At 70.9% G+C, this 15,997-nt stretch carries 16 protein-coding genes and 1 tRNA gene; 3 read left to right on the top strand and 14 right to left on the bottom strand.

What is annotated here, in order from left to right; translation table 11 throughout:
* The first annotated feature begins 64 nt into the window (after nucleotides 1-64).
* On the top strand, nucleotides 65-958 hold the full coding sequence (locus B7K26_RS05550; RefSeq protein WP_084077834.1) for an aldo/keto reductase: 894 nt from the start codon (nucleotides 65-67) through the stop codon (nucleotides 956-958).
* A gap of 31 nt (nucleotides 959-989) precedes the next feature.
* On the opposite strand, the gene B7K26_RS05545 is transcribed toward B7K26_RS05550, so the two are convergent.
* A complete protein-coding gene (locus tag B7K26_RS05545) occupies nucleotides 990-2,582 on the bottom strand; it encodes a DHA2 family efflux MFS transporter permease subunit (protein ID WP_084077832.1) in 1,593 nt (530 codons plus the stop codon).
* Nucleotides 2,583-2,762: 180 nt separating this feature from the next.
* On the opposite strand from B7K26_RS05545, the gene B7K26_RS05540 reads away from it, so the two are divergent.
* Together B7K26_RS05540 and B7K26_RS05535 are read left to right on the top strand one after the other, a co-directional pair.
* On the top strand, nucleotides 2,763-5,174 hold the full coding sequence (locus tag B7K26_RS05540; protein ID WP_234998712.1) for a family 43 glycosylhydrolase: 2,412 nt from the start codon (nucleotides 2,763-2,765) through the stop codon (nucleotides 5,172-5,174).
* An 81-nt stretch (nucleotides 5,175-5,255) separates the two neighbouring features.
* Nucleotides 5,256-6,113, top strand: coding sequence for a hypothetical protein (locus tag B7K26_RS05535; protein WP_084077829.1), 858 nt, complete (start codon nucleotides 5,256-5,258; stop codon nucleotides 6,111-6,113).
* Nucleotides 6,114-6,118: 5 nt separating this feature from the next.
* On the opposite strand, the gene B7K26_RS05530 is transcribed toward B7K26_RS05535, so the two are convergent.
* The 13 genes from B7K26_RS05530 to B7K26_RS05475 all read right to left on the bottom strand — a co-directional run bounded on the left by B7K26_RS05530 (nucleotide 6,119) and on the right by B7K26_RS05475 (nucleotide 15,912).
* Complete coding sequence (locus B7K26_RS05530; protein WP_084077827.1) at nucleotides 6,119-6,331, bottom strand: hypothetical protein; 213 nt, start codon at nucleotides 6,329-6,331, stop codon at nucleotides 6,119-6,121.
* Between the two features lie 18 nt (nucleotides 6,332-6,349).
* Nucleotides 6,350-6,892, bottom strand: a complete 543-nt coding sequence (locus B7K26_RS05525; RefSeq protein ID WP_084077825.1) for a GNAT family N-acetyltransferase — start codon at nucleotides 6,890-6,892, stop codon at nucleotides 6,350-6,352.
* A gap of 94 nt (nucleotides 6,893-6,986) precedes the next feature.
* Nucleotides 6,987-7,059: transfer RNA gene (locus B7K26_RS05520), tRNA-Ala, on the bottom strand.
* A 72-nt stretch (nucleotides 7,060-7,131) separates the two neighbouring features.
* Nucleotides 7,132-7,737: a histidine phosphatase family protein gene (locus B7K26_RS05515; protein ID WP_084077824.1), complete on the bottom strand. Its 606-nt coding sequence runs from the start codon at nucleotides 7,735-7,737 to the stop codon at nucleotides 7,132-7,134.
* On the bottom strand, nucleotides 7,734-8,357 hold the full coding sequence (locus tag B7K26_RS05510; protein WP_084077822.1) for a histidine phosphatase family protein: 624 nt from the start codon (nucleotides 8,355-8,357) through the stop codon (nucleotides 7,734-7,736). The genes B7K26_RS05515 and B7K26_RS05510 overlap by 4 nt, the downstream gene beginning before the upstream one ends.
* Before the next feature lie 11 nt (nucleotides 8,358-8,368).
* Nucleotides 8,369-8,725, bottom strand: a complete 357-nt coding sequence (gene rsfS, locus B7K26_RS05505) for a ribosome silencing factor (protein WP_084077820.1) — start codon at nucleotides 8,723-8,725, stop codon at nucleotides 8,369-8,371.
* On the bottom strand, nucleotides 8,725-10,467 hold the full coding sequence (locus tag B7K26_RS05500) for a hypothetical protein (RefSeq protein WP_084077818.1): 1,743 nt from the start codon (nucleotides 10,465-10,467) through the stop codon (nucleotides 8,725-8,727). The genes rsfS and B7K26_RS05500 overlap by 1 nt, the downstream gene beginning before the upstream one ends.
* Nucleotides 10,460-11,056, bottom strand: coding sequence for a nicotinate-nucleotide adenylyltransferase (gene nadD / locus B7K26_RS05495; RefSeq protein ID WP_200810993.1), 597 nt, complete (start codon nucleotides 11,054-11,056; stop codon nucleotides 10,460-10,462). The genes B7K26_RS05500 and nadD overlap by 8 nt, the downstream gene beginning before the upstream one ends.
* Before the next feature lie 17 nt (nucleotides 11,057-11,073).
* Nucleotides 11,074-11,223, bottom strand: a complete 150-nt coding sequence (locus B7K26_RS13020) for a hypothetical protein (protein ID WP_200810992.1) — start codon at nucleotides 11,221-11,223, stop codon at nucleotides 11,074-11,076.
* 56 nt (nucleotides 11,224-11,279) lie between these two features.
* Nucleotides 11,280-12,566, bottom strand: coding sequence for a glutamate-5-semialdehyde dehydrogenase (locus B7K26_RS05490; RefSeq protein WP_084077815.1), 1,287 nt, complete (start codon nucleotides 12,564-12,566; stop codon nucleotides 11,280-11,282).
* 92 nt (nucleotides 12,567-12,658) lie between these two features.
* Nucleotides 12,659-13,936, bottom strand: coding sequence for a sugar ABC transporter permease (locus tag B7K26_RS05485; RefSeq protein ID WP_084077813.1), 1,278 nt, complete (start codon nucleotides 13,934-13,936; stop codon nucleotides 12,659-12,661).
* Nucleotides 13,933-14,682 carry an ATP-binding cassette domain-containing protein gene (locus B7K26_RS05480; RefSeq protein WP_084077811.1) on the bottom strand — a complete coding sequence of 250 codons (750 nt, stop codon included), beginning with the start codon at nucleotides 14,680-14,682 and terminating at the stop codon, nucleotides 13,933-13,935. The genes B7K26_RS05485 and B7K26_RS05480 overlap by 4 nt, the downstream gene beginning before the upstream one ends.
* 111 nt (nucleotides 14,683-14,793) lie before the next feature.
* Complete coding sequence (locus tag B7K26_RS05475) at nucleotides 14,794-15,912, bottom strand: sugar ABC transporter substrate-binding protein (protein WP_084077809.1); 1,119 nt, start codon at nucleotides 15,910-15,912, stop codon at nucleotides 14,794-14,796.
* Nucleotides 15,913-15,997 lie beyond the last annotated feature (85 nt).

The following is a 15,997-nucleotide window of genomic DNA, read 5'->3' as shown; positions in this document are numbered from 1 at the left end:
CCGCCCAAGACAGGTACTGGCATGCCCTGTCACGGGCGTGCGGGCCCTGCCTAACGTGGAAGGCATGACCACCACCATCACCCTCAACAACGGCGTCACGCTTCCCTCCGTGGGCTACGGCGTCTTTCAGACTCCGCCCGACGAGACCGCCACCGCGGTCGCGACAGCCCTCGAGGCCGGCTACCGCATGATCGACACCGCGGCCGCGTACGGAAACGAGTCCGGCGTGGGCGAGGGCCTGCGTCGCTCGGGACTCGCGCGGGATGACGTGTTCCTCGAGACCAAGGCGTGGATCACCGACTACGGGTACGACGAGACCCTTCACGCGTTCGACAAGGCCGCGGCCAAGCTCGGCGTGGACCAGATCGACCTGTTCATCCTCCACCAACCGCTGAACGGCGAGGAAGAGCCATACGCCCTGGAGGCCTACCGGGCGCTCGAGACGCTCTACGCGGACGGCAAGGTGCGCGCCATCGGCGTGTCCAACTTCCTCCCCCACCACCTCGACCGGCTCCTCGACGAGCGCGACATCGTACCGGCGGTGAACCAGATCGAGGTGCACCCGTACTTCCGCAACTCGGAACTCCTGGCCAAGCATGCCGACCTCGGCATCGTGTCCCAGGCCTGGTCGCCGCTGGGCGGCATCACGTTCTACCCCGGCTGGGGCGACGACTCGCGTCGCAGCACGCTTGACGACCCGACCATCGGCGCGATCGCCCAGGCGCACGGCGTGACTGCCGCCCAGGTGATGCTCCGCTGGCATATCCAGCAGGGTCGCCAGGTCATCCCCAAGTCGGTCACCCCCGCGCGCATCGCGCAAAACCTCGACGTGTTTGGCTTCTCCCTCACTGACGAGGAGCTCGCGCAGATCGACGCGCTCGACACCGGCGTGCGCGGCGGACCCGAGCCCACCGACAACACTCGCGAGAACCGCTACCGGGAGATCCCGGAGGCGTAGGCCACGGCCCCGGGGCCGGGGCCGGGGCGGTTCAGGCGCGGGTCTCGGCCCCGTCCAGTGCCGCCTCGTCCTCCCGCCGCGCGGGGCCCAGCGACAGCGTGGCCAGCAGGCCGAGCACCAGGAAGCCACCCGCGGTCCAGGCCGCGTAGCGGGTGCCGTCCGTGAGCGCCTCGCGGGCAGCATCGGCCGCCTGAGCCGTCGCCGGGTCGGCGTCGAGGCCGGCGATCGCCCCACCGGACGAGTCCACCACCGCCGTGACCACCTGGTCGCGCTGTCCCGCCGGCACCCCCTCGTCGGCCAGGCGCGAGTCGAGCACCTGGGCCGTGGACACGTACAGCACCGTACCCAGGATCGCGATGCCGAGCGCGGAGCCGACCTGGCGGGCGGTGCTCTGCGTGCCGGACGCGGCGCCCGACTGCTCCACCGGGACGTCGACGAGCACCACCCCGGTGAGCTGAGCGGTCGCGAGCCCCACGCCGAAGCCGTAGACGAACAGCAGCGGCACCACGGACGCCCACGTCGAGTCGACCTGGGCGATCACGCCGAGCCCCACGACGCCGACGATCTCCGCGCCGATGCCGATCCGCACCACTCCGACGGCGCCCAGGCGCCCCACGAGGACCTGGGCGAGGCCGCTGGCCACGAAGGAGCCCACCGCGAGCGCCACGAGGATCCACCCCGTGCCCAAAGCGTCGTAGTTCAGGACGTTCTGCAGCCAGATGGGAAGCGACAGCAGGATGCCGAACTCCCCCAGCGATACCACCAGGGCGGCCACGTTGCCGTTGCGGAACGACGCGATCGAGAACAGGTCGAGCGGGATCAGCGTCGGGAGGCCGGCGCGAGCGCGGGCGAGCCCGCGCCGGATGAACCACGCTCCCGCGAGCACGCCGACCACGAGGGCGCACGGGGCGGGAGAGATCCCCAGCGGCCACCAGTCGGCGGCTCCGTCCAGGGTGGTCCACCACCCGAGCGAGCGCCCCTCGATGAGCCCGAAGACGATGCCGCCGAAGGTCACGACGGAGAGTCCCGCGGCGACGAGGTCGGTGCCGCGCTGGGTCGAGGCGCGCGACTCCTCGACGACAAGTGCCCCGACGATGAGGATTGCGACGGCGATGGGCGGGTTGATGCCGAAGGCCCAGCGCCACGAGAAGTCGGTGGTGAGCCACCCGCCGAGCAGCGGCCCCACGGCAGCCATGCCGCCGATGGTCGACCCCCACACGGCGAACGCGATGCCGCGCTCCCGCCCGCGGAACGTCGCGTTGATGATCGACAGCGTGGTGGGAAGAATCATCGCCCCGCCGAGCCCCTGGATGAGCCGGGCGACGATCAGGACGGCCCCCGTGGGCGCGAAGGCCGCCATCACCGAGGCGGCGGCAAACACCACCACGCCGACGAACATGACACGCCGGCGCCCCACCCTGTCCGCCAGCACGCCGCAGACGAGCAGCAGCGACGCGAACACGAGCGTGTACGACTCCTGCACCCACTGCACCTCGGTCGAGCTGATGCCGAGCTCGTCGACGATCGACGGAATCGCCACCGACACGATCGTGGAATCGACGATGATCAGCGCGACAGCGACGGACACGGTGACGAGGGCAAGCCAACGGCGGCGGCTGGGCACGAAGGGACTCCTTGGCACGACGGGGAGGGGCCGATGCCCACTCTAGGTGGATAGTCGCCGCCACAGATTTCGGAAACCTGATTGCGGCGCCCGTTTACATCGTTGTAAGGTCCGTGCCGAGGCATGCCGAGGAGAGGTCGGCCACCTCGTCTCTGTCCAACGACGAACAGGAGATCCCTCGTGGCAACCCTCCCCCGCGGCGGCCGGCTCACGGCCGCCGCCGCCACCACGGCATCGGCCGTGGTCCTCACCGCGGCGCTCACCGGCGCCGCACCCGCGAGCACCACCCCCGCATCGGGCCCCTCGCGGCTCGACCTCTACCGCGACCCCGCGGACCCCACGTTCACGGACGTGACGGTGCACGACCCCTCGATCGTCGCCGACGGCGACGACGTGTGGGTCTTCGGCTCCCACGGCGCCTCCGCCCACACCACCGACCTCATGAACTGGACCCAGAACTCCGTCGACCTGTCTCAGGACTCCGACAACCCGCTGTTCGAGGACGTCTACGACGAGCTCGCCGAGACGTTCGAGTGGGCACAGACGGACACCCTGTGGGCGTCCGACGTCATCGAGCTCCCCGACGGCACGTTCGCGATGTACTACAACGCCTGCAAGGGTGACTCGCCGCGCTCCGCGCTCGGGCTCGCCACCTCGGACGAGGTGGACGGCCCGTACGAGGACCAGGGCATCCTCCTGAAGTCCGGCATGTGGGACGAGGAGTCGGAAAACCCCGGCGAGATCTACGACGCCACGGTGCACCCCAACGCCGTTGACCCCGACGCGTTCTACGACGCCGACGGCAACCTGTGGATGGTCTACGGCTCATACTCGGGCGGGATCTACATCCTCGAGATGGACGAGGAGACCGGCCTGCCGCTTCCCGACCAGGGGTACGGCACCCACCTGGTGGGCGGCAACCACTCGCGCATCGAGGCCCCCACCATCCGCTACGACGAGGAGACGGGGTACTACTACCTGTTCCTGTCGTTCGGCGGGCTCGACGCCGACGGCGGCTACGACGTGCGCGTCGCCCGCTCGACCTCGCCCGCCGGCCCCTACCTCGACGCCGAGGGCAACGACATGGCAGAGGTGAAGGGCGCCGAGGGCACCATCTTCGATGACGCCACCATCCAGGAGTACGGCGTGAAGCTCATGGGCGGCTACGAGTTCCCGCGCCTGCTGGGCGACCCGGGCGAGGGCACCGGCACCGGCTACGTCTCCGCGGGCCACACGTCCTGGTACGACGACCCCGAGACCGGGCAGTCGTACATGGTGTTCCACTCGCGCTTCCCCGGCACCGGCGAGATGCACGAGGTCCGCGTGCACCGCATGGAGATGAACGAGGACGGCTGGCCCGTCGTCATGCCCACCCGCTACTCGGGAGAGGGAGACCTGCGCGCCAAGCTGTCCGACATGATCGGCGACTGGCAGATCGTCAACCTCGGCCACGACATCACCGCCGAGCCCGCCCTGCCCTCCGACGTACGCCTCACGGCGCTGGGCCGCGTCACCGGCGACGTCACCGGCACGTGGAGGCTTCGCGGAGCCGACGAGGTCGAGCTGCGCATCGACGGCCAGACCTACTCGGGAATCATCTCCCGCGGCTGGGACGAGACCACCGGCGAGTGGGCTCCGTCCCTGTCGGTCGTCTCCGATGAGGGAGTGACCCTGTGGGGACGTGGCGTCGAGGTCCTCGCCCCCAAGAAGGCGGTCGCCGCCGTGGTCGACGAGCTCAGCCTCGGCGACACCTCGGCAGTAGTCGCCGACCTCGACCTTCCCGTCGAGGGAACCTCGGGTACGACCATCGCGTGGGCGTCGAGCGACGAGTCAGTGATCGGCGCCGACGGCTCCGTCACCCGCCCCGCCGCCGGCGAGGCGGACGCCACCGTCACGCTCACGGCGACCGTCGCCAACGGCAAGCGCAGCGAGACAGTGTCCTTCGACGTCACCGTCAAGGCGCGCCCGCTGGGCGGCACCGTCGGCACGTGGTCCTTCGAGGACACGCTGGCGGACAACGCCGGCGCCCTGTCCGAGCCCACCGTCACCGGCAACCGCGCCGACAACACCGGCGGCACCGTGTCCTACGTGGCCGATGGCGCTGTCGGCTCCGCCCTCCACCTCGACGGCTCCTCGGGCGTGCGTCTGCCGGACGGCCTGGTGCAGGGCGACACGTACTCGTTCAGCATGTGGCTGCGGCCCGACGCGCTGACGCAGTACACGAGCGCCTTCTTTGCCGCGAGCGCCTCGAACCGGTGGCTGAGCGTCGTGCCCCAGGGCTGGAACGGCGACACCATGCTGTGGTCCAACGTCGGCTCGGACTACTTCGATGGCCTCACCGGGCAGCTCATCCCCGTCGGCGAGTGGACGCACGTCGCGGTCACCGTCGACGAGGGCGACGTCACGCTCTACCTCAACGGCGAGGCCGCCTACGCCGGCGCCGGGTTCCTTGACGCGCTGACGAGCCCCAGCGCCGTCTTCGCGCTCGGCGTCAACTACTGGGACACCCCGTACCAGGGTGACGTCGACGAGCTCCTCGTCTCCTCCTCGGCCCTGACGGCCGACGAGGTGGCGGCCCTCGCCGGCGCCTAGCCTCCCCCTCCACGGAGGGCCGATGCGGTGGTCACCCACCGCATCGGCCCTCCGTGCGTGCGCCTGACCTAGGATCGCGGCATGACCGACGGACGCCTCGCCCGCCTGACCGATGCCCGCTCCCCCGCCTACGGCGTCGCCTCGGCGGCGGCGCTCGCGGCGCTCACGCTCGTCGAGCCGCGCCGGCTCTCGGTCGGCGGTCGCCTGGCGTATCGCGCCGCCATCGCCGGCGTGACGGCGTGGAGCACCTGGGCCGAGACGCGCGACACCGCGCCGTTCCTCCTCACGCCCGCCACGCGCGCGGGACTCACGGTGGGGGCGGCGGGCCTCGCGTTCGGCATCGCCGAGGCTGGCGAGGCCACCGACGCGCGCCTCGCCGACGCCCTCGCTCGACGGGGAGTGGCGCGCCCCCGGGCCGTCATGGCAGGGGCGACGGCGCTGCTGTCGCTCGCCACGTGGAAGTGGGCCGACCGCACTGCCGCCGCTGACGAGCCCCTCATCGACCTCGAGGAGGAAACCGTCCTCATCGACCTGCCGGAGTCCATCAGGCGCGTCACGGCGCGCCTGCTGGAGGCCACGGAGGACTGGGGAGCTCCGGAGCTGCGCGAGCAGCTCGCGGTGGCACGTCTCGTGACGTACTCATGGACGGATCCGCTCGACGAGTCCTCCTACCAGCCTTTCGCGATTCCGCAGGATGCTCCCCGTGCGGTGCCGGGCGACGCACGGTTCCCCGTGGTCGGCCGGTTCGAGGACGACGGCCACGCGTTCACGGTCTCGCTGCAGGTCTCGGACGGGCACCTCGAGGCGATCCAGGTCGAGGAGCGACTCGACCTCCTGGAGGACGAGGCCGAGTACGCGGTGGCGGTCAGGTGGCCCGACGCCGATGGGTTCGACCTCTGGGTCGAGACGCCGCAGGGCCTTTCGCGTCTGGGCGAGTAGGGCGGCTAGTCCCCGAACGCGGTGCCCCGCCGCGCGCACTCCTCGGCGAGGATGCTGACGGCCTTGGGGCCCACGCCATGCAGGGCGAGGAGCCCGCGTCGGCCCAGCGCGGCGGCATCGGCCACCGTCGTCACGCCGATGGCGAGCAGCGCGCTGTTCGCGGGACGCCCCAGGGGCGGCAGGTCGCCGATCTGCGCGGGGGTGTCCCTGGTGCTCATGGAGCCGAGGCTAGCGTCTCAGCGCTTGAGGATCCGCTGGAACAGGACGTGATCCTGCCAGGAGCCCGCGATCTTGAGATAGCGCGGAGCGTGGCCGATGCGCTCGAAGCCCGCGCGGGCGAGCACCGCCTGGGAGGCATCGTTGTGCACGAGCGTCGCCGCCTGGAGACGGTGGAGCCCCAGCGCGTCGCGGCAATACTCCGCGACGGCCCCGACGGCGAGGGTCATGATCCCGCGCCCGGTCTCGTGGGCGTCGAGCCAGTAGCCGAGGTTGGCGCTGAGGAACGGTCCGCGCACCACATGCGTCACTGTCGCCTGGCCGATGATCGTGTCATCCCTCACGATCACGAACGCCGCAGCCGTGCCAGCGGCGTGCTGCGCCACCATGTCGGCCGCGAAGGCCTCCTGGCGGGCGGGCGTCGCGTGGTCGGCACCACGGATGGGCTCCCACGGGGCGAGGTGGTCGGCGTTGCGCCGCGCCGCGGCGGCGAGGGCGTCGCCGTCTCCGGCCCTCACGAGGCGAAGCCGGACGCCCGGGACGAGGTCGAAGGGAGGAAGCACGGCTCGATGCTACCCAGCCGTCGGCAAAGCCCCCCGGACAAGCGAAAAGCCGCCCCGAAGAGCGGCTTTTCTACGATGCTGTCTCAACACATCGTGGAGCTGAGGGGACTCGAACCCCTGACCCCCTGCATGCCATGCAGGTGCGCTACCAGCTGCGCCACAGCCCCGTGATCTTGCGATCCCGTGCCCCTGAGGGCGAGAGAAATACTAGCCCAGATTTCGCGAGAAACCTAATCGCCTCAGGGAGCGCCCATTCCATAGTGCTCCAGGTGCCATGCGCCGGACTCCGACTGGGTCACGACGGACCATGCCGCGTGCGGCACATGACCAAGGATGCGAGACATCGGCGGCTGCTCGATCAGGTCGAGGATTCCCAGCATGATCGCCGAGCCGTGACTCACGACGACCACGGGAGCATCCTCGCCGGCGAGGGAGCGCAGGCCGGCACCCACGCGCGCGGCGACGTCGGCGGCGGTCCCCCACCCCTCGATGGCGGGATCCTCTCCCCTGCGCCGGGCGGCGAGCTCGTCGGGCCAGTCACGCGCGATCTCGTCCCACGTGAGCCCCTCCCAGATGCCGTAGGAGCGCTGGGTGAAGGCATCGTCGACCTCGACCGGAAGCCCGGGTTCCGTGAGCGCCGCCAACTCCTGCGCGGACTCGCGTGCCCGCGCCAGGGGCGAGGACAGGATGCGCGCGGGTACGCCGTGGCGGTCGACGATGGCGCGTGCCGCCTCGCCCGCCTGCGCGCGCCCGCCGTCGCCCAGCGGGATGTCAAGGCCTCCCTGAAGGCGGCCCTCGACGTTGTAGGCGGTGCGGCTGTGCCGCCACAGGATCAGGGTGGTCATGCGACGGCCACCGTGTCAGCCGTGACGTTGTGGCGATCCAGCGTCCAGTCGCCCCTTGCACGCCGCGTGAGCTGGGACCAGGCGGTGTTGCCGAGGTTGCCCAGCGTGCGGTGCGTCAGCGGGAGGTCAAGCAGGCCGTGGAGCCCCACGCGCACGCAGCTGCCGTGGGCGAAGGCCACCAGGATGCGCCCCTCCGCCTCGGCGCGGTCGGTCCAGTCCTCGACGCCGGCGATCATGCGCGACTGCACGGCATCGTGCTCCTCGAATCCGGGAAGCATCGGGTCGCCGTGCGCGTGCCACAACGCCACCTCCTCGGGCCAGCGGCGCTCGCGCTCCTCGGGGGTGACGCCCTCCCACACGCCGTACGCGCGCTCGCGCAGGCGCTCGTCCACCTCCACGTCGACGCCCAGCCGGTCGGCGAGTGCGTGAGCGGTGTGGCGCGCGCGCTCGAGCGGCGAGGCGACGATCAGCGGATCGTCACCGACGCGTGCGACCAGGGCCGCGGCGGCGGACTCCGCCTGCCGGCGTCCCAGATCGGTCAGCGGGATGTCGGAGGAGCCCTGCAGCAGGCCCTCCACGTTCCACTGGGTTTGACCGTGGCGAACGAGGAAGACCTGCATCGGCGGCGCTCTTACGCGGCCAGCTCGACGACCGGGCAGTCCTTGTACAGGCGCTCCAGGTCGTAGTAGACGCGCTCCTCGTCGTGCATCACGTGGACGTAGATGTCCGCGAAGTTCAGCACAATCCAGCGGCCCTCGCGGTGGCCCTCGCGGGCGATCACCTTGGCGCCGAGCCCGTGAAGGGCCTCCTCGATCGCGTCGGCGATGGCGCCGACGAGGCGCTCGTTGCTCGCCGAGGCGAGCACGAAGATGTCGGTCAGCGGAAGCTGCTGGCTGACGTCGAGGGCGACGATGTTCTCCGCCTTCTTGTCCTCCGCCGCCGCTGCGGCGGCGCGTGCGAGCTCGATCGCGTGTGTCGTTGCTGTCATCAACCCATTCCTGCCACGTTCCAAACGACGACGCCGAGCACGAACGCCACGGCGCCCAGCACGGCGACCTGCGCCCATCCAAAGTGTCGTGCGCCACCGGCCGGCCCCAGCTCGGGGCGCTCACGACGCTCCACCTCGATCTGGCCCGTGGGAACGGGCTCGACCGGGGGGAACTCGCCGGTGTGCACCGGGCTCAGCGGGCGCACTCCCGAGAGGTCGGGCCGCGGCAGCGGCTCGCTCTCGAGCTCGTCCTCGTCAATGTCCAGGTCCACCTGGTCCTCGACCTGCGGCAGGGCCGCGGTGCTGAGGGGGTGGGAGTCCCACATCGTCGGCGCAGCTGCGGGTTCGACGGGGGCGAACGGTGCGGAGGTTGCACTCGGGGCCGATGCCGTCCGCGTCGACGCCGAGGGCGCCACGGGGATCGCGCCGGTGCCGAGGATCGCGTCGAACGACGGCTGCTCGCTCACGAGCTGCTCGTCGAGCTCGGACGCGTCCTCGGCCTCCACCTGGCTTGCGGCCGATGCGCTGGCAGGGCTCGGCTCGCTCACGATCGGCCGGGCGACGGGCTCGGCCGGGTTGAGGGGCGACGGGCTGAAGGCTGCACCCGCGGCGGCCGACGTCGAGATCCACGGGAAAGCGGGCTCGGCGGACGGCGACGAGGGTGCCTCGATGACCTGCGGCTCCTCCGTGGAGACGGGCTCGTCGTCCGCCACGGCGAACGTCGGCTCGGCGTCCTCGACGGCGGCGGCCGCCTCCTCGACGGTCTCCGGGGCGATCGCGACCGCGGGCTCGGGCTCGGGCTCGAGCTCGGGCTCGGGGTCAGCTTCGGCCGCGGCGACGGGTGCCTGCTGCTGCGCAGCCTCGCGCGCCTGGTCCTCCATCAGCTTGCGCTGGAGAGACCCCGGCGGGAAGAGCGCGGCGAACATCTCGGGCGACATGCCCGGGGGCATACCAAGCGGCGCGGAGTCCTCAGCCTCGGGCTCGTCAGCCTCGGCCTCGGGCTCGTTGTCCTCGACGGGCGCGTCGGGGGCGGTGAAGGCCTGCGGGTCGGCATCCGCCACGGCGTCGAACGCCGGCTCCGGCTCGGTCTCGACGTCAGTCTCGTCCTCCGGCTCGAGGTCCGGCTCGGCCTCGGACGCGGGCGCCTCATCGACGACCTCAGCAGCCGCGGCAACCTCGGAAACCTCGGCGACGTCATCGGGCTCGTCGAAGGAAGTGTCCTGCCCGACAGAGTCATCCTCGACAGGCGCGTCGTCCACGACGGGCTCGGGAATCAGCGACTCGCGACGCGGCGCCTCGTCCACGGCAGGCTCATCCTGCTCATCGGCGTCGACGCCCACAAGCTCGGGGTCGGCCTCGGCGGCCTGGTCGTCGGCCTGGTCGTCGGAATCATCCGCGGCGTCCTGCGAGACCCCGGGCTGGGCGGACGTCTCGGCGTCGCGCTGCGCTGCCGCGGCTGCCTCTCGCTCGATGCGCTCCTGCTCGGCGATGCGCTCGGGCGTCATCGCGGGGATCTGCCCGGTGGCGAGCATCTCCTCCTCCGCGGTCCACGTCTCCACGGGGTTCTCGAGGCGCTCCAGGCGGCGGCGCTCGCGACGGCTCAGGTTGAGGCCGTCGGTCACGGGGAAGCCTGACGTATCGAGGCCCGCCTCCAGCGGTGTGGTGTCCTCGGTGCGTGCGGCGTCGCGCAACTCCTGCGCGCGGCGCTCACGGCGTGAGAGCGGCCGGCTCTCGTCAGTCATCCATTCCTCCCGCGTACAGGTCGTGCTCCGCGATGTAGTCGGCTACCGCCCGGGGAACCAGGTAGCGGATCGGCGCTCCCGTTCGCACCCGGCGGCGAACATCGGTCGAGGATACCGCCATCGCGGGGACCTCGACCAGCGTATGCGGCATGTCGAGGTCGGGCAGCGAGTGACCCGGGCGGGTCACCCCAATAAAACGCGCGAGCTCCGTCAGACGCTCCGCGTCCTTCCACTCGTGCAGCCGCGCCAGCGCGTCCGAACCGGTGATGAAATGCAGGTGCGCGTCGGGCATCTGCGCATGCAGGTCGGTCAGGGTGTCGAGGGTGTAGGTCACTCCCCCGCGCACCACGTCGACATCGGACACCGCCAGGCGGTCGTCACCCTCGACGGCGAGGCGACACATGGCGAGCCGATGCTCCGGAGCTGCCGCGAGCCGGTCGAGCTTGAACGGCTGGCTATTCACGGGCACCAGCATCACCTTGTCGAGATGCAGCGCGGCCGCGACCTCAGAGGCCGCGGCCAGGTGCCCGTGGTGGATGGGGTCGAACGTTCCTCCCAGGACGCCGATGCGGCGCTGAGGGACGGTCACGTCGAGCCCGGCCTCCGTCAGTGACGGGTGCCGACGCTCCGGAAGGCGTAGGTGACGCCCAGCAGACCCATGAGGGCGGCGAAGGCGATCAGGCCGAAGACGGGCGCGGGGAACGGCAGTTCGTTGACGACGTGCTCGGCAGCCTCGGCAATGACGACGGTGCTCACAGTGGGGACTTCCTCTCGTGACGGTGCTTGGCGATTATTCCACGGCTCGGGCGCGCCTACGGGCGCACGTGCCCGTCACCGTAGGCGATCCACTTGGTGGTGGTGAGTTCGCCCAGGCCCATGGGTCCGCGGGCGTGGAGCTTCTGGGTGGAGATACCGATCTCGGCGCCGAGGCCGAACTGTGCGCCATCCGTGAAGCGGGTCGAGGCATTGACCATCACGGCCGCGGTGTCGAGCCGCGCGGAGAACTGCTCGGCGGCACCGATGTCGTCGGTCACGATCGCCTCGGTGTGGCCGGTCGTGTAGCGCTGGATGTGGGAGATGGCCTCGTCGAGATCGTCGACCACCTTCACCGCGATGTCGAGGCTCAGGTACTCCGTACCCCAGTCCTCCTCCGTCGCGGGAACGGTCGCGACACCCTCGGGCGCCAGCGCCGCCGCGGCGGCATCGGCGTGCAGCACCACGTTCTCGTCCGCGAGCGCCTTCAGCACGGCGGGAAGGACGCTTTCGGCGGCGTCGCGGTGCACCAGCAGGGTCTCGGCGGCGTTGCATACGCCCACTCGCTGCGCCTTGGAGTTCACCACGATCTCGACAGCGCGCTCGCGCGGCGCGGAGGCGTCGAGGTACACGTGGCAGTTGCCCTCGCCGGTCTCGATGGCGGGCACTGTCGAGTCACGCACCACTGTCTGGATGAGGTCGCGTCCCCCGCGCGGCACCAGCACGTCGACGAGGCCGCGGGCGTTCATCAGCACGCGTGCACCCTCGCGCCCGTAGGCGTCGATGGACTGCACGGCGTCGCGCGGCAGGCCCGCAGTCTCGAGCGCCTCCTGCAGCACCTCGACGATGACCTCGTTGGAGCTCGCGGCGGCCGAGCCTCCGCGCAGCACGGCGGCGTTACCCGACTTCAGCGCGAGCCCCGCGGCGTCGACGGTGACGTTGGGGCGTGCCTCGTAGATCATGCCGACCACGCCCATGGGCACTGCCTTCTGGATGAGGCGCATGCCATTGGGAAGGGTCGAGCCTCGCTTGACCTCACCGACCGGGTCGGGAAGCGCCGCGAGGTAGCGCAGCGCGTCGGCGATGGCCGCGATGCGATCCTCCGTCAGCGCCAGGCGGTCGAGCAGACCGGACGACATGTCGTTCGCGCGGCCGCGCGTGAGGTCCTGCCCGTTCGCCTCGATGATGCGGCCCGACTGCGCCACCAGCGCGTCGGCCATGGCCTCGAGCGCGGCGTCCTTGACGGTGCGGGTGGCGGTCGCGAGCGCGCGCGACGCGACCTTGGCGCGCTGGCAGGCCTCGAGGACCGCGCGCTCGGTGTCGGCGGAGATGGCGGTGTCGGTCATACCGGCGAGTCTAGCCACCGGGCCCGATGCGCCAGGAGGCCCCGTACGGACGTCTCCGTCCGTACGGGGCCGGCGTCGGCATCGGCCGCCGCCTATCCCCCGGATCCGGCGCGGCGCCGTGCGAGCGCGTCGACCGTCGCGGCGAGGATGAGGACGCCTCCGGAGACCGCGAGGGTCGCTCCCGCCGGCAGCCCCAGGAGTCCCAGGCCGTTCTGGATGGTCGCGATGACCAGGGCGCCGATGACGGCGTGTACCAGGCGGCCGCGCCCACCGAAGAGGCTCACGCCTCCCACGACGGCCGCCGCGACGCCGGACAGCACGATCTCGCGCCCCATGCCGGCATCGGCCGAACCGACGCGCGAGACGTAGAACACTCCGGCGCTGACGGCGAGCGTCGAGCAGACCATGAAGGCGCCCCAGCGCACCATCGTGACGTTGATGCCCGCGCGCCGCGCCGCCTCCTTGTTGCCGCCGATCGCGTACAGGTAGCGCCCGTAGCGCGAGCGGTCCAGCAGGAAGGTGCCGATCATCGCGATGCCGATGACGATGGGCGCCACGATGGGCACGCCCTGGATGCTGATCGCCGCCGAACCGCGGTCCTGGTTGAAGAACCACACGGCCAGCACGCCGAGCACGGCGATCGCGCCGAGCTTGACGAGCATGATGGTGATCGACGGGTTGGGGGCACCGACCTTGGCGCGCCGCGCCCGGTCCCACAGCGCCACTCCTGCGAGTAGCCCGAGGATGATCGCGAGCATCAGCCAGCCGCCCCACACCGGGAGGTTCTGGGTATTGAGAGCCTTGATCGGCTCGGGGATCAGGCGGTATGCGCCGGCGTCGCCGATGATCACCAGCAGCACGCCCTGGAGGCCGAGGAACATGCCCAGGGACACCACGAAGGACGGGATGCCCACCTTCGCCACGAAGAAGCCGATGAACGCGCCGATGGCGAGGCCGATGCCGAGCGCCACGAGCAGCGCGAGCGGCCACGCCATGCCGTCGGGCTGGGTGAGACGCACGAAGACCGCCATCGCCACGCCGAACGTCACTCCGGCGGACAGGTCGATCTCGCCCAGCAGCAGCACGAACACGAGCGCCATGCCGAGCATGACGAGCGGCGCCGCCTGGGTCAGCAGGTTCGCCATGTTGCGCTCGGACAGGAACGCGTCGTGCGAGAACCAGAAGACGAGGAACAGGACCACGAGCCCGCCGATCGCCGGCAGCGCCCCCATCTCGCCGCCCGCCACGCGCTTCACGTAGGCGCGGAGGTGGTCGCCCACTCCCTGCTCGATGCCCTTGCCCAGCAGGCTCTCCGCCTGGCCGCGCTCCGCCGCCTCCCGCGCGATGGGGTTCTCGATCTCGGCGCTCATGCGACGCGCTCCATCCGCTTGGTGCCGGTGATGTAGGCGACGACGTCGTCTCGCGTCGTCTCCGCCACGGGCAGCCGCGCCGTCATCTCGCCCAGGTACAGCACCGAGACGTCGTCGGCGACCTCGAACACGTCGGCGAGGTTGTGGGAAATCATGATGACCGCGACGCCGTGGTCGGCGAGGCGGCGCACGAGGCTCAGTACCTGCGCCGTCTGCGCGACGCCGAGGGCCGCGGTGGGCTCGTCGAGGATGACCACCTTCGACTGCTTCACGACGGCGCGCGCGATCGCCACCGTCTGCCGCTGACCTCCCGACAGGGACGCCACCTTCTGGCGCAGCGACTTCACCGTCCTCACGGACAGCGACTGCAGCGCCGCGGCCGCCTCGACCTCCATGCGCCCCTCCTCGAAGGTCCCGACCCTCACCTCCTCGCGGCCCAGGAACATGTTCTGGACGATGTCGAGGTTGTCGCACAGCGCGAGGTCTTGGTAGACGACCTCGATCCCATGCTTCGAGGCATCGCGGGGGTGTCCTAACTGGACGGGCTCGCCCGCGAACAGCACCTCGCCGCCGTCGTAGGGCTGGACCCCGGCGAGGCCCTTGATGAGCGTGGACTTGCCGGCACCGTTGTCGCCGACGAGCGCTGTCACGCGCCCGGCATGTGCGGCGAAGTCCACCCCCTTCAGGACGTTGACGGGGCCGAAGGACTTGGTGACTGCCTTGAGCTCGATGATCGGTGAATTCACCCTGTTCTCTCCTTGATCGGTGGGGGTGGCCGATGCAGGGTGGCCGTCTCGTACCCGGGTGACCCGGGTACGAGACGGCCTGGCGCATCGGCGATGGCCGAGCGTGCGGGGTCAGGAGCCTGCGGTCAGGCCCGCCTCGTCACACGCGGCCATGACGTCGCCCGCGCAGATCTCGTCGTACGAGGCGTTGCCGTCGTCGATGACCTGCTGGACTCCGTCCTTGCCCACGGAGATGGGGTCGACGGCGATGTAGGGGGTGCCGTCGTCGAGCTGCTTGTCGACGCTCGGGGTCTCGCCTCCCAGCAACTGGATGGCGAGGTCGGCGCCAGCCGTCGCCTCGAGCTGGTAGGGCTTGTACACCGTGCCGTACTGCTTGCCCAGCAGGACGTTTTGCAGCCCGGCGACCGAGGCGTCCTGACCCGAGACGGGAACGGTCAGGCCGTTCTTGTCCAGGATCGAAATGACGCCGGCGGCGTTGGTGTCGTTGGCCGCCCACACGGCGTCGACCGAACCGCCGAGATCCGTCAGCGCCTGCTCGAACGCTGTCGCGGAGTACTCGCCGTCCCACTTGCCCGGGGGCTCGGCCGCCGGGGTGATGCCGGCGGCGGACATGATGGAGTCCGCGCCGTCATGGAACATGGCGGCGTTGCCGTCGGCGGGGTCGCCGCCGATGTAGACGACGACGGCCTCGGCCGGGTCCACCCCGGCGTCGGCAAGCCCGTCGACGACCATCTGGCCCTCGAGCTCGCCCACCTTCACGTTGTCGAACGACACGTAATAGTCGGCGCCCTCGATGGGACGGTCGTAGGCGATGACGGGGATGCCCTGGGCCTGCGCCGTCTCGGTGACGTTGACCGCCGCGCCTTGGTGGTCCACCAGCAGCATGACGCCGCAGCCCTGCGTGAGCATCTGGTCGGCGATGGTCGCGTACTTCGCGGTGTCGCCCTGGGCGTTCTGGATGTCCGCCTCGAAGCCGGCCGCCGTGATGGCCTCCTCGAGCGCGGGACGGTCGCCGTTTTCCCAGCGTGGGGAGGACACGGCGTCGGGCAGGATCACGCACGCGCGCTCCCCACCCGCTGCGACCTCGCCCTCGCCGCCGCTCGCCGTCGAGGCGGACGTCGGCTCGTCAGACGATGCCGGGGTGTCGTCGTCGCCGGACGAACATCCGGCGAGGACGAGGGTTGTCGCGCCCGCCGCGGCGGCCAGCGCGATCCAAGAGTTCTTCTTCACAACACACACCTCTCTGTGCAGCTGGAGGAAAGTTCCTCGGCGTCACTCGACGTTGAGTGACGTTCGTCACAGTAGACCCGCGCGC

The organism is Demequina sp. NBRC 110057 (assembly GCF_002090175.1).
Classification (GTDB): Bacteria; Actinomycetota; Actinomycetes; order Actinomycetales; family Demequinaceae; genus Demequina.
The sequence above is the reverse complement of the archived record's forward strand: the minus strand, read 5'-3'. Positions and strand labels throughout refer to the sequence as shown.